The 14,250-nt window shown below is 58.0% G+C and carries 12 protein-coding genes; 5 read left to right on the forward strand and 7 right to left on the reverse strand.

Annotated elements, in window-relative coordinates; all coding sequences use genetic code 11:
- Window positions 1-127: 127 nt before the first annotated feature.
- Window positions 128-1,633: a DASS family sodium-coupled anion symporter gene (locus tag GAO09_RS07655; protein ID WP_153353441.1), complete on the forward strand. Its 1,506-nt coding sequence runs from the start codon at window positions 128-130 to the stop codon at window positions 1,631-1,633.
- 97 nt (window positions 1,634-1,730) lie between these two features.
- Here GAO09_RS07655 and adhE read toward each other — a convergent pair whose 3' ends face one another.
- From adhE to GAO09_RS07675, 4 genes are all read right to left on the reverse strand, one after another.
- Entirely contained in the window at window positions 1,731-4,385 is a 2,655-nt protein-coding gene (gene adhE, locus GAO09_RS07660) for a bifunctional acetaldehyde-CoA/alcohol dehydrogenase (RefSeq protein WP_153353442.1), read from the reverse strand.
- A 192-nt stretch (window positions 4,386-4,577) separates the two neighbouring features.
- On the reverse strand, window positions 4,578-5,213 hold the full coding sequence (locus GAO09_RS07665; RefSeq protein ID WP_153353443.1) for a class I SAM-dependent methyltransferase: 636 nt from the start codon (window positions 5,211-5,213) through the stop codon (window positions 4,578-4,580).
- Between the two features lie 9 nt (window positions 5,214-5,222).
- Entirely contained in the window at window positions 5,223-5,891 is a 669-nt protein-coding gene (locus GAO09_RS07670) for a pseudouridine synthase (protein WP_153353444.1), read from the reverse strand.
- Between the two features lie 73 nt (window positions 5,892-5,964).
- Window positions 5,965-6,720: an IclR family transcriptional regulator domain-containing protein gene (locus tag GAO09_RS07675; RefSeq protein ID WP_324184982.1), complete on the reverse strand. Its 756-nt coding sequence runs from the start codon at window positions 6,718-6,720 to the stop codon at window positions 5,965-5,967.
- 146 nt (window positions 6,721-6,866) lie between these two features.
- On the opposite strand from GAO09_RS07675, the gene GAO09_RS07680 reads away from it, so the two are divergent.
- The 4 genes from GAO09_RS07680 (at window position 6,867) to GAO09_RS07695 (ending at window position 10,140) form a co-directional block, all read left to right on the forward strand.
- Window positions 6,867-7,589, forward strand: coding sequence for a 3-oxoacid CoA-transferase subunit A (locus GAO09_RS07680; RefSeq protein ID WP_153353446.1), 723 nt, complete (start codon window positions 6,867-6,869; stop codon window positions 7,587-7,589).
- A gap of 17 nt (window positions 7,590-7,606) precedes the next feature.
- The gene (locus tag GAO09_RS07685; protein ID WP_153353544.1) at window positions 7,607-8,284 is read left to right on the forward strand and encodes a CoA transferase subunit B; all 678 of its coding nucleotides are present in this window, start codon (window positions 7,607-7,609) and stop codon (window positions 8,282-8,284) included.
- A gap of 57 nt (window positions 8,285-8,341) precedes the next feature.
- Window positions 8,342-9,547, forward strand: coding sequence for a 3-oxoadipyl-CoA thiolase (gene pcaF, locus GAO09_RS07690; protein ID WP_153353447.1), 1,206 nt, complete (start codon window positions 8,342-8,344; stop codon window positions 9,545-9,547).
- Between the two features lie 176 nt (window positions 9,548-9,723).
- Entirely contained in the window at window positions 9,724-10,140 is a 417-nt protein-coding gene (locus GAO09_RS07695) for a MerR family transcriptional regulator (RefSeq protein ID WP_153353448.1), read from the forward strand.
- Window positions 10,141-10,197: 57 nt separating this feature from the next.
- On the opposite strand, the gene GAO09_RS07700 is transcribed toward GAO09_RS07695, so the two are convergent.
- From GAO09_RS07700 to GAO09_RS07710, 3 genes are all read right to left on the reverse strand, one after another.
- A complete protein-coding gene (locus GAO09_RS07700; protein WP_153353449.1) occupies window positions 10,198-12,483 on the reverse strand; it encodes a heavy metal translocating P-type ATPase in 2,286 nt (761 codons plus the stop codon).
- 124 nt (window positions 12,484-12,607) lie between these two features.
- The gene (locus GAO09_RS07705) at window positions 12,608-13,417 is read right to left on the reverse strand and encodes an inositol monophosphatase family protein (protein WP_153353450.1); all 810 of its coding nucleotides are present in this window, start codon (window positions 13,415-13,417) and stop codon (window positions 12,608-12,610) included.
- Entirely contained in the window at window positions 13,414-14,250 is an 837-nt protein-coding gene (locus GAO09_RS07710; RefSeq protein ID WP_235937971.1) for a glycerophosphodiester phosphodiesterase, read from the reverse strand. The genes GAO09_RS07705 and GAO09_RS07710 overlap by 4 nt, the downstream gene beginning before the upstream one ends.

The following is a 14,250-nucleotide window of genomic DNA, read 5'->3' on the forward strand; positions in this document are numbered from 1 at the left end:
TTCGTCGAACAACGCAATTGCGTTTTGCTCTTGATCAACATCAAGAATGTGCCGCGCGAAAAATGCAATCAGTCCGGTGGGAGGACGTGAGGCGGGGACCGCCCCGCAATGTCCAGAGGACACTGCAATGCCCACCAAACTGACTGATGCCCTGAACTATTTCAAAGAGGCGGTGCCGTTCCGGATCGTTCCGGCGATCGTCACCACCGTCTTTCTTTTGACCCTTCTCGCCATTCCCGCCCCATCAGGTCTGGATGAAAACGGCTGGGTGATGCTGGCGATTTTTCTGACGACCATTCTCGCCATCATCCTGAAGGTCATGTCGATCGGGGTCATGGCCATCATGGCGATCGTCATCGTTTCGCTGGCGCAGGTCACCTCGCCGAATTCGAAAGGTGCGGTTGCCGATGCGCTGAGCAGCTTTGCCAACCCGTTGATCTGGCTGATCGTCATCGCCGTGCTGATTTCGCTCGGCCTGAAGAAGACCGGGCTGGGACGCCGGATCGGGCTTTATTTCATCGCCCTGCTTGGCAAACGTACACTCGGCATCGGTTATGGTCTGGTGTTCTGCGAACTGGTTCTGGCGCCGTTTACGCCCAGCAACACAGCGCGTGGCGGCGGCATCATTCATCCGATCATGAAATCGATCGCCAACGCCTTTGACTCGGATCCGGCCAAGGGGACGCAGGGCCGTGTCGGCACCTATCTGGCGCTTGTGAACTATCACGCCAACCCGATCTCGTCGGCCATGTTCGTGACGGCGACGGCACCAAACCCGCTGGTGCTGGAGTATGTTGTCAAAGCAACCGGCAGCACGATCCATCTCACCTGGGTCACCTGGGCGCTTGCCATGTTCATTCCCGGCGTCATTGCCATGCTTGTCATGCCGCTGGTGCTTTATGTCCTTTCGCCGCCGGAACTGAAGAAGACCCCCGATGCCGTCACCTATGCCCGTAAGGAACTGAGTGACATGGGCCCGGTCTCAACAAAGGAATGGGTGATGGTTGCCACGTTCGCCCTGCTGCTTCTGCTGTGGGCAAACGTGCCGGCCATGATTTTTGGCCCTGCCTTCACGCTCGATCCGACGGTTGTCGCATTGATCGGCCTGTTCACGTTGCTGATCACCGGCACGATCGACTGGAACGATGTGCTGGGTGAAAAGAGTGCCTGGGATACGCTGGTCTGGTTCGGCGCGCTGGTTATGATGGCCGACCAGCTCAACAAGCTTGGCGTCATAGGCTGGTTCTCGAACGGCATGAAGGATGCAATCACCGCTGCAGACCTCAGTTGGCAGCTTGCCGCCGCCGTGCTCGTGCTTGTCTTCACCTTCTCGCATTACATGTTTGCCAGCACGACCGCGCATGTCAGCGCCATGATGCTCGCCTTCCTCACCGTCGGCGTCATGCTCATCCCGGCAGAATATCACGGCATCTTCATCCTGATGATGGCCGCCGGATCGGCTGTCATGATGACACTCACCCATTATGCCACCGGCACCTCGCCGATCATTTTTGGCAGCGGTTACGTGACCATGGGCAAATGGTGGGGAGTCGGTTTCGTGATGTGCGTCATCAACCTTGCCATCTTCGCCGTCATCGGCGGCATCTGGTGGAAGGTTCTGGGTTACTGGTAAGCGCCAGCACGCTCTTGCCGTGATCAACGCTGGAGCGTGAATAGAAAAAGGGGCGACTGCGAAAACCGCAGCCGCCCTTTTCCTGTGCTGATTTCTCTTATGCTTTGGCCTTGAGCGCGACGACGGTGGGTCCTTTTGCCGGCTTTTCGTCCTCGCCTTCGACATAGGGGCGGCCGTAATAGCTGGCGAGCAGAACCTGCCTGATCTCGCCGATCAGAGGATAACGCGGATTGGCACCAGTGCACTGGTCGTCAAAAGCCATCTCCGCCAGCTTGTCCACCTGCGCCAGAAAGTCCGCTTCCGCCACCCCTGCCGCCTGGATGGAGGCGGGAATATCGAGATCCCGTTTCAACTGTTCCAGCCATAACAGCAGTTTTTCGACCGACTCGGCGTCGTTCTTGCCGCCCAACTCCAGATGACGGGCAATTTCCGCATAACGGCACAAGGCTTTCGGCCGGTCATACTGGCTGAACGCCGTCTGCTTGGTCGGATTATCGACCGCGTTGTAACGAACGACATTGGAGATCAGCAGGGCGTTGGCCAGACCATGCGGCAGATGGAATTCGGCGCCGATCTTATGCGCCATCGAATGGCAGACACCGAGGAAGGCATTGGCAAAGGCAATGCCGGCAAGCGTGGAGGCATTGTGAACCTGCTCTCGCGCCTTCGGGTCTTGCGCTCCGTTCTTGTAGGCGGATGGCAGATAGTTCTTGAGCAGTTTCAGCGCCTGCAATCCCTGACCATCGGTATATTCATTGGCCATGATCGAAACGTAGGATTCCAGCGCATGTGTGACAGCATCGATGCCGCCATGGGCCGTCAGCGATTTCGGCATGTCCATCACCAGATTGGCATCTACGATCGCCATATGCGGTGTCAGTTCATAGTCTGCGATCGGATATTTGACGCCCGTAACCTCGTCGGTCACGACTGCAAACGGCGTGACTTCCGAACCGGTGCCCGATGTCGTCGGAATGGCGACGAACATCGCCTTGCCGCCAAGTTTCGGGAAACGGTATATGCGCTTGCGAATATCCATGAAGCGCAGTGCCAGATCGGCAAACTCCACCTCGGGATGTTCGTACATCACCCACATGATTTTTGCGGCATCCATCGGCGAGCCGCCGCCGAAGGCGAGGATCAGGTCCGGCTGAAAGGCATTGGCCAGCGCCACGCTCTTGCGTACGACCGCAAGTGTCGGATCGGCACTGACTTCGAAGAAGACTTCTACTTCTAAACCGAGTCCCTTCAGCATCCGCACTGTGTCGTTAACATTGCCGTTTTCGAACAGAAAACGGTCGGTAACGATCAGGCAGCGTTTCCTGTCCTTCAGGTCATCCAGTGCGAAGGGAAGGCTGCCCCGGCGGAAATAGATCGAAGGCGGCAGCTTGTGCCACAGCATGTTTTCCGCACGCATGGCGACTGTCTTCTTGTTGATCAAATGCTGCGGACCGACATTTTCCGAAATCGAATTGCCGCCCCATGAACCGCAGCCCAATGTGAGCGACGGCGCCAGCCGGAAATTGTAGAGGTCGCCGATGCCGCCTTGCGAAGCCGGCGAATTGATCAGGATACGCGCCGTCTTCATCTTCGCGCCAAAGGCTGTCACGCGCTCGGGCTGAAGATCCTGATCGGTATAAAGCACGCTGGTATGGCCGATGCCGCCAAGCGCTACCAGCGCTTCCGCCTTCTCGCAGGCATCGTCAAAGTTCTTGGCCTTGTACATGGCAAGTGTCGGCGAAAGCTTTTCGTGGGCGAAAGCCTCGCTTTCATCGGTGGCCTCCACCTCGGCGATCAGCACCTTGGTGTCGTTTGGCACTTGAAAACCTGCCATGTCGGCAATTTTTCGCGCGGACTGGCCGACGATGCCGGCATTAAGTGAGCCATTCTTGAGGATCAGATCCTTGACCGCGCCGGCTTCGTTGCTGGACAGGACATAACCGCCATGGCTGCGGAAACGCTCACGCACGGCATTGTAGACCTGATCGACAACGATGACCGATTGCTCAGAGGCGCAGATGACGCCGTTATCAAAGGTCTTCGACATCAGGATCGAGGCAACCGCCCGTTTGATATCGGCAAACTCGTCGATCACCGCAGGCGTATTGCCAGCACCGACACCAATAGCCGGCTTGCCCGACGAATAGGCCGCCTTCACCATGCCGGGGCCGCCGGTTGCGAGGATCAGGTTGATATCCGCATGCCCCATCAGCGCATTGGAAAGCTCGACGCTCGGTTCATCGATCCAGCCGATGATGTCTTTTGGCGCGCCGGCCTTCACTGCGGCCTCAAGAACCAGCCGCGCCGCCTCGCATGTCGAGCATTTGGCACGCGGGTGAGGAGAAAAGATGATGCCGTTGCGGGTTTTGAGCGCGATCAATGCCTTGAAAATGGCGGTCGAGGTCGGATTGGTGGTCGGCACGATCGCGCAGATCAGGCCGATCGGTTCGGCAATGGTCTGGATACCGTATTCTGGCTCTTCGGAAAGCACGCCGCAGGTGCGGTCGTCCTTGTATTTGTTGTAAATATATTCGGAAGCGAAGTGGTTTTTCACCACCTTGTCCTCCATCACGCCCATGCCGGTTTCCTCAACCGCCATCTTGGCGAGAGGAATACGCGAATTGGCGATGGCCAAAGCCGCGCTCCTGAAAATTTCGTCCACCTGCTCCTGGGAAAAGCCGGCATAGATTTTCTGGGCAGCCGTTACCCGGGCAACAAGTTCATTGAGCTTTACGAGAGAATTGATCGACATGATGGTTCATTCCCGCTGTCATTGAGGCGCATCCTTGACGGGAAATCTGAACCTGAATGAAACCGGCCGCCTTGATCTAGGTCGACTTTGCAATCTCCCACAAAGGCGCCAAGGCAACCATTTTGCGGCATGATGGAAAATGACAACGAGATGAGCCGTTGAACATTCGCGACGTTTTTCAGCAGACGGTTTTTATGTCGGGGAAACGGAAGGCCCGATCTTCGCATTGACGAACACGTCGTATCGCGTGCTTTTGCCAGTAATCTGATGAGACGGTTTACGCACGCCCGGCATTGGATCGGCCCGTAGCGGCCATTTCAGCACGACACGGTTTTGAGCCGCCTCAAGTGCTACCTGCAAAAGTCTTGCTGAATCGGGATCAGTACCGACGATATCCCGGATCAGTCGCATTTCCTTCTTCACCAACGCCGTTTTGTCACGCGGTGGATGCATGGGATCTATCAGAACCACCTGCGGGTTCAATTGTGGCAGCAGATCGCAGGAATCACCCTGGATCAATGTCATGCGCGCGACGGTTTCCGCATGGCGCCCACCTTCCGCCCGCGCCCGCTCCAGCCCCTCGGCCAGCAGCGCATGCATGATTTCGGAACGCTCGATCAGCGTCACACGCGCACCGAGCGCAGCCAGAAAAAATGCATCCCGGCCGAGACCAGCCGTGGCATCGACAATATCGGGCGTGACACCGCTCGAAAAACCCGCAGCTTTCGCCAGGGGTTGGCCACGTCCCTCGCCCGACCGAAAACGATGGCCGACAGCACCGCCGACAAAATCGACAACAAGGGACGATTTTTCGAATTTTTGTGCCATCGTTCAGTCTCAAAAGGGTACGGGAGCAGTGAAGGTGACATCCGAACCGTTCGGATGTCGGAAGGTCAATTGCTCGGCATGGAGCAAAAGGCGGTCTGCAGCCGAAAGCGCGTCGCCATCAGCATAAAACTCATCTCCAAGGATGACATGGCCGATCGCCTTCATATGCACGCGCAACTGATGCGTTCGGCCGGTCATGGGAAACAGCCGCAGCCGTGTCGTATTTTCACGGTACTCGATCACCTGCCAGCGTGTTTGCGCCGGCTTACCGTGCTCACTGTCCACCCGGTGCCGCGGCTTGTTGTCGGGGTCGATGGCCAAAGGCAGGTCGATCATGCCTTCCGCATCCGCCACCCGTCCCCAAACCTCCGCCACATAGGATTTTTCCGTGCTGCGCGCCTCGAATTGGGCGGCAACAAAAGCATGGGCCTTGCGATTGCGCGACATCAGAACGACGCCGGATGTATCCTTGTCCAGCCGGTGAACGATTAACGCTTTCGGATACTCTTTTTGCACCCGCGTCAGCAGACTGTCCGATAGCGCAGGGTGGCGACCGGGTACAGACAAGAGACCGCTTGGCTTGTCGAAAACAAGAAAATCCGCATCGCTATGAATCAGAGAAACATAGGGATCCATAGGCGGATGATAAATCGGAGCGATGTCTGAAAACGCGTTCATGGCAATCGTCTAGCATAATTCCTGCCACGCGGGAGGTTTTTGCAAACGGCTTTCGCGCTGTAACCGCGCTCGATCACATCAACGAAATCCGGAGCCTTTCAGCCGCGTCCGTCAGCAAGGGCAGCACTTCCTCGATCATCTGCGTCAGAGACATATGGGCCGCAGGCGCTCCAACATTCAAAGCGGCGATCGTTTCGCCACGCCTGTTTTTCAGCGGCACCGCGATCGAGCGTAATCCGAGTTCCAGTTCCTGATCAATCACCGCATAACCCTGCTGCCTGACGCGACCGAGCTCCACGATGATCTCGTCGATATCCGTCAAAGTACGATCGGTATTGGCCCGCAGTGCTGTCCTTGCCAGCAGTTGGCGCACCGGTTCGTCTGCCATGGCGGCGAGCAGCACCCGTCCCATGGAAGAACAATAAGCCGGCAAACGACTGCCGGGCGTGAGATTGATCGACATGACGCGTCGCTGCGATGCGCGTGCGATATAGACAACCTGGATGTCATCGAGCACCGAGGCTGACGAGCTTTGGCCCGTTTTTTCAGCCAGATGATCGAGATGCGGTTGCAGCAATGCTGGCAGGGGCGTTGCCGACAAATAGGCATGTCCAAGACGCAGGATACGCGGTGTCAGCGAAAAAAACTTGCCGTCGTAATCGGCATACTGAAGCTCCACCAGTGTCAGTAGAGACCGCCGCACGGTGGCACGGTCGAGTCCTGTCTTCTTTGCGACTTCGGCAATAGAAAGGCGTCGGTCACCGTCTTCAAATGCCTCGATGACGCGCAGGCCTTTAGCAAAACCGTTGACGAAATCCGTTTCCTTCACCAGCCATCACCCCTTGCCAGATTTGTGCGATATACAAACAAAAATCAATTAACGCACATAATACGTTGCTGCAAGAGATACGATCGGCTCTATTGGGTATTGAGGAGATGCTGACGACAGTCAGCCCAAGGTGAGGAACAGGCTTCATGGACAAGAGATCGGCGAATGCCGCTGAGGCTATCTCCGCCATCGAGGATGGCGCGGTGGTGATGATCGGCGGTTTTGGCGGCTCAGGCGCGCCGATTGAACTCATTCATGCATTGATCGACAAGCGGCCTAGAAATCTCACCGTGATCAATAACAATGCCGGTAACGGCAGGATCGGCATTGCCGCGATGATCGATGCGGGCATGGTCGCCAAGATGATCTGTTCATTCCCGAAATCATCCGATCCTCGCGCTTTTACCGAGAAATATCTTGCCGGCGAAATCGCGCTGGAACTGGTACCGCAGGGCACGCTAGCCGAACGGATCCGCGCAGGCGGCGCCGGCATTCCGGCCTTCTATACGCCGACCGCATACGGAACAGAACTGGCCGAAGGCAAGCCGATTGCCGAGTTCGATGGCCGCCCTTACGTTCAGGAGCGTTGGCTGAAAGCCGATTTCGCGATCATCAAGGCCGATAGCGGAGATACGCACGGCAATCTTACCTACAACAAGGCCGCGCGTAACTTTAACCCGTTGATGTGCATGGCCGCAGCACGGACGATCGTTCAGGTTTCCAGATTGGTCGAGGCCGGCGGCATCGATCCGGAGCATGTCGTCACACCGGGAATTTTCGTCGATCGACTGGTGCAGGTGCCGAACCCGCAGCAGGAAGAGGCAATGATCCGCGCCGGCATGCAATATGAGGGAGGAATTTACCCATGAGTTCCGCACTTCCCACCATGACGGAGGATGCAAAACTTTCCAGCGCCCAGATGGCGTGGAGGGCAGCGCAGGATATTCGGGATGGCGCCTATGTGAACCTCGGTATCGGCTTTCCTGAAATGGTCGCGCGTTATCAGCCACCGGGCCGTCAGGCGATTTTTCACACTGAAAACGGCATCCTGGACTTTGGCGATGCACCAGAACCAGGCAAGGAAGATTGGGACCTGATCAACGCCGGCAAGAAAGCTGTGACACTGAAACCGGGTGCCGCTTTTTTCCACCACGCCGACAGTTTTGCCATGGTACGCGGCGGACATCTCGATGTGGCGATCCTCGGCGCGCTGCAAGTGTCGGAACACGGCGATCTCGCCAACTGGCGGGTCGGCTCGAAAGGTGTTCCGGCTGTCGGCGGCGCGATGGATCTGGTGCATGGCGCCAAACAGGTCTGCGTCATCACCGAGCATGTCACCAAGACCGGTGAACCCAAGCTTGTCGAAAAATGCACGTTTCCATTGACCGGTGTCGCGTGCATTACCCGGATTTATACCAGTTTTGCCGTTATCGACATTACGGCAGGTCGTTTCGTGCTGCGCGAAAAACTGCCCGGCATGAGCATGGAGCAGTTGCAGGCGCAGACTGGCGCAAAACTTCATATCGAAGAGCCGGTCGGCGATCTCGTCACGCCCGCCCTTTGAATTTGCGACACCGCGCATCGTGTTAGAGTTCGGTCCCGTTGTGCCGAGGAGGATTTCATGACTGATGCATTCATCTGCGATTACATCCGCACTCCGATCGGCCGTTTCGGCGGTTCACTATCCTCAGTGCGGGCCGATGATCTTGGAGCCATCCCGCTCAAGGCATTGATGGAGCGCAACGCTTCGATCGATTGGGATGCGGTTGGTGATGTCATTTATGGCTGCGCCAACCAGGCCGGTGAAGACAATCGCAATGTTGCCCGCATGTCGCTTTTGCTGGCCGGTCTGCCGGTGTCCGTCACCGGCACCACGATCAACCGGCTGTGCGGTTCCGGCATGGATGCCGTTATCACCGCCGCCCGTGCCATCAAAGCCGGCGAGGCGGAACTGATGATTGCCGGCGGGGTGGAAAGCATGAGCCGCGCGCCCTTTGTGATGCCGAAGGCCGAGACCGCCTTTTCGCGCAATGCGGAGATATATGACACGACGATAGGCTGGCGTTTCGCCAACCCGCGCATGCAAAAGCAATACGGCATCGATTCCATGCCGGAAACCGGCGAAAACGTTGCCGAAGACTACCATATATCTCGTGAAGATCAGGACGTGTTCGCGCTTCGTTCCCAGAGCAAGGCGGCCGCGGCGCAGGAAAACGGTCGCCTGGCACGGGAAATCACCGCTGTGACCATTCCGCAGCGCAAGGGCGATCCGGTCCTTGTGTCAAAAGATGAGCATCCTCGCGCCACTACGATCGAGGCATTGGCAAAACTCGGTACCCCGTTCAGACAGGCAGGCGGCACGGTGACGGCCGGTAATGCCTCGGGCGTGAACGATGGTGCCGCCGCCCTGATTGTTGCTTCGGAAGCCGCCGCAAGGAAATTTGGCCTCACGCCCATCGCGCGTATCATGGCCGGAGCCACGGCCGGCGTTGCGCCCCGAGTCATGGGCATCGGCCCGGCACCCGCCTCGAAAAAGCTGATGGCACTGCTTAACATGCGGCAAGAGCAGTTCAATGTGATCGAACTCAACGAAGCCTTTGCCTCGCAGGGTCTGGCGACCTTGCGTGAACTTGGCATTGCCGACGACGACACCCGCGTCAACATCAACGGCGGCGCGATCGCGCTTGGGCACCCGCTCGGCATGTCAGGCACCCGCATTACCGGCACCGCCTCACTCGAACTGTCGCTTAGCGGTGGCCGCTACGCGCTTGCCACGATGTGCATCGGTGTCGGGCAGGGTATTGCGGTGGCACTCGAGCGTGTCTGACGCAATCAGCGCAAGGCCACTCTCCCCGCTCAGTCACTCGCTCACTCGCTGGCTGACTGGCTGGCCGAAAAAGCCTTGGTTTCAAAGCGGAGCGACAATCCCTATATTGGCTGAATAAGCGGGAGGGGCGCTGCCAGCCGCTTGAATGTCTTGAATGCGGTGGCAAGGAGGCTTTGATGCTGACGATTGGCGATTTATCCAAGACGACCGGCGTCAAGGTACCGACCATCCGCTATTACGAGCAGATGGGGCTTCTGTCCCACAGCGAACGATCAGAGGGAAACCAGCGGCGATATTCGAAGGGGGAGCGCGAGCGCCTTTCCTTCATCAAGCACGCACGCGAACTGGGATTGACGATCGATGCCATCAGGGAACTGATCGATCTCAGCCAGCATCCGGAAAAACCTTGTGCCGAAGCCGACCGGATTGCCGCCCAACAGCTGTTCACGGTTCGTGAAAAAATCGAACGGCTGAAGAAGCTGGAAGTGGAACTGGAACGGATCACAACCCATTGCCACAGCAATCATGTCCGCGATTGCTACGTCATTCAGGCACTCGCAAACCACGATCTTTGCTCGACCGATCACGAATGAGAATGTTTGGAGGCGGACGCAAAAAGCGCCCACCTCAATGCGTTTCAATATAGTGGATTACTTGATCGGCTTCAGCAGGCGCAGGGCATTCATCGTCACCAGCACCGTTGCGCCGGTATCGGCAAGAATGGCAGGCCACAGGCCGGTTATACCGATAATAGTGGTGACAAGAAAAACGGCCTTCAAACCGAGCGCGATCGCGATGTTCTGGAAAATGTTGCGCATCGTGCGCTTCGACAGATCGATCATGAGCGCGACATCGCCGACACGACCATGGAGCACGGCGGCATCGGCCGTCTCGAGCGCCACATCGGTGCCGCCCCCCATGGCAATGCCGATATCGGCGGCGGCAAGCGCCGGGGCATCGTTGATGCCATCACCGATCTTGCCAACCACATGACCTTCTTTCTTTAAGTCGACAACGATACGCTGCTTGTCCTCCGGCATCAGTTCAGCCCGAACTTCGATACCCAATTGAGCACCGACGGCCGTGGCTGTCCGTTTGTTGTCGCCGGTCAGCATCACCGTCTTCAACCCGGCATCGGTGAGGGTCTTCAAGCCCGCTATCGCGTCGGCGCGCGGCTCGTCGCGCATGGCAATAGCGCCCGCCAAGACCTCACCGATGATCAAGACCGAAACGGTCTTTCCATCATCGTTGAGCGACGAGATTGAACGGGTATGCGCAGCGGACAGGGCCACACGCTCGGCTGCGGCATTCAGTGAACCGAGAAATATCTCGGTGCCATCGATGATGGCCGTCACACCTTTGCCGCCGAGTGCCCTTGCTGCCATTGCCGGCAACAGGTCGATACCGTCTTCGTCGGCCTTTTCCAGAATAGCGAGCGCCAGCGGATGGCTCGACCCTGCCTCCAGAGACGCCGCGTAACGCAACACGTCTTCTCCCTTGCGGCCAAAGGGCAGAATATCCGTCACGACAGGCTTGCCAGCCGTCAATGTCCCGGTTTTGTCAAAAGCGACCGCCGTGAGCTTGCCGAGCCCCTCGAGCACGGCGCCCCCTTTCATTAGCAGGCCGCGACGCGCACCGGCCGAGAGCGCTGCGGCGATCGCCGCCGGTGTCGATATCACTAGAGCGCAGGGGCAACCGATCAAAAGGATGGCGAGCCCCTTGTAGGTCCATTCGCTCCAGTCACCATCGGCAAACAACGGCGGCAATACCGCGACCAGCGCAGCAACAGCGACGACGCCTGGCGTGTAATATCGAGAGAAACGATCGATGAAACGTTCGGTTGGCGCCTTGGATTCCTGCGCCTCCTCGACGAGACGGACGACGCGAGCGATCGTATTGTCTTCGGCTGCAGCGGTGACACGCACACGAAGCGCCGCATCACCGTTGACGGTACCGGCAAACACCGGGTCGTCGACACTCTTTTGCACCGGCACGCTCTCGCCCGTCACTGGCGCCTCATCGATCGCACTTTCACCCGAAACGATGACACCATCCGCAGAAACACGATCGCCGGGACGCACGAGAATGATCGCGCCTACGGCCAAACTTTCCGCCGGAACCTCGCGGGTCTTGCCATCGATTTCAAGCAATGCCGTTTTCGGCACCAACGCGGCAAGCGATCGTATGCTGTCGCGCGCTCGGCCAGCGGCGACACCTTCCAGAAGTTCACCGACGAGAAACAGGAATACCACGGCCGCCGCTTCTTCCGAGGCATTGATGATCAGCGCGCCAACGGCTGCGATCGTCATTAACATCTCGATCGAAAACGGGGTCCCCATACGTGCCGCCATGATGGCCCGGCGTGCGATCGGAATGAGCCCGACCATCATGGCCAGAATGAAGGCGTAGGTTGCCACCGCCGGAACGAGGTGGCCGACACCATAGGCCGCCACCAGCGCCGCACCGGCCATGATCGTCAGCCGCCCTTTGCGACTTTTCCACCAGGGGCCGCCGCCGGTCCCATGATCATGCCCGTGAAGGTTTGCGTCGCCTTGGGAATAATCATGATGCTCGTGTCTATGACCATGGTCGCCGTTGCAGGCATGCCCGTCATGTATCGTGGCATGGTCGTGCTGCCCGTGATCATTGTGCGAGCAGTCGGGGCCGTGAACATGGTGCCCATGAGCCGGCACATCAACGGCGGCCAACTGGCCCCTTGGTGAAATGGGTTTGGCACCATAGCCGAGCCCGGAAAGGGTTTTGCCCACGGCATCGAGATCGCTACCATTGTGCATCACCGTCATGGTGCCGGCTGTGACCGATACGGAAACATCGGTCACGCCCGGCATGCGCCTGATGGCCTTGTCGATTTTGGCTGCGCAAGACGCGCAGTCCATGCCTTCGACGCGGAAACGGGTTTGGACGGTATTGCTCATCGAATGATCCTCTTGGCACTTGGATCATTCCTACGACCTCTAGTAACTAGAGGTGCAAGACCGAAATTAGAATTTTCTCACGCAGCACGAAACGTGAAAAACGAAGGCACCGAGTGATGGACGATCACACAGCGTTTTTGGGTGGTGCTTTTTCGAGATGTTCCATCAGGTAGGCATGGGTGGCCGCATTGGCGACGATCAGCGTGCCGGTCCGCTCATAGACGTCGGGACCGCGCCCCCACCAATCGGTCACGATACCGCCTGCCTCCTGCACCAGCAGAATACCGGCGGCCGTATCGATGAAACCGGTCTCTTCGTAATATCCGGTAAGCCTGCCGCAGGCGACATAGGCGCAGGAATTGGCCGCACTGCCGACAATACGAACCGCGCCGATGCGCGCACGGATTTCGTCCAGACGCTGATAGGCCCCCGGATGCAGCGACAGGTTGGGAGTGGGAAGGCCCGTGCCCACGCACATCAGCGCGACATCCGTTGAAGCGCTGACCTGAAGCCGGACACCATTGAGATAAGCCCCCTCGCCCTTGATTGCCGTAAACATCTCGTCCGATACAGGATTGTAGATGAGACCGCACATGGTTTCATTGCCGCGACGCAACGAAATGGTGATCGTATAATGTTGGCCATAGATAAAATTGGTGGTGCCATCAATCGGGTCTACCAGCCAACGATGGTCATCATCCGCACCATCGACCGGTGCAAATTCTTCGCCGGTGAGCCCCCAGGGATAGCGGCTTAGCAGGCGTTCCCGGATCAGCGTCTCGGACTCCTTGTCGGCATCCGAAACGAAATCCCCCGGCCCCTTGACGCCGATTTCGATATCACGAAAACGCTTGAAGTGCTCAAGCGTGAGGGCGCCTGCTTCACGGGCGGTTGCGACCATGTGGTCGAGAATGTTGCTGTAGTTGACTGTCATGAACTGAGGGCCTTGGCTAACCCTTCCGGGTCATCTGTGGTGATCTGGTCGACCTTGAGCCTCAGCAGGCGATCGATCCGAACGATGGTTTCGGGAGTGATGTGATTGATCGTCCAGGCATCGACCTTGCGACCGGCTGCATGGACAGGTTCAATGATGTCGACGCCTGCATCGGCCGCTGAAAGAATGATGTCCCAGGCGAGGTAGATCATCTTGGCATCGGGCGCCTTGGAAAGGGCCTGCTCGATGAAGGAACGGTAGTCACCGGTCGCCTTCAATCGCGCCAGGCTTTCGCCATAACAGGGATCGTAACCGGTAGCGATGCCAGGCGCAGCCTTCGCGAGCGCCGCAATGGCGTCAAAATCGCCTCCTGAGAGGATCAGCGATCCGATGATCGGCGCAACGCTTTTTCCAAAATTGGCGATCACCTGCGAGTTGAGCGCGGAAAAGCCTTCCTTGAAATCGAGCTGCAGCAGGGCATCGGGATGCGCGCCCTCCCTGGCCAAGAGCCCGCAGAGATCTTCCAGCAATAGGACCTTGTCGGCAATCGGCTCACCATCATTGCCACGCAAATGCATTTCACGTAGCGCGGCCGCATTGGTATCGCGCACCTTGCCACTGCCTGTGGTTTCCCGCTGAAGCGTCAGATCGTGCAGCACTGCACAACCTTCATTCCCATGGATGACGAGATCGATTTCCACACTGGCACCAACCTGCATCGCTTCGATGATGCGTTCACCGGTAAAGACGGGATCGCTCAGGCGGCGGCGGCCACGATGCCATTTGATCGAGGTGCGGTGCCCATCGCGATCAAGGTGAAGAGGTGCGTTCAC

This window comes from Endobacterium cereale, assembly GCF_009617585.1.
Classification (GTDB): Bacteria; Pseudomonadota; Alphaproteobacteria; order Rhizobiales; family Rhizobiaceae; genus Neorhizobium; species Neorhizobium cereale.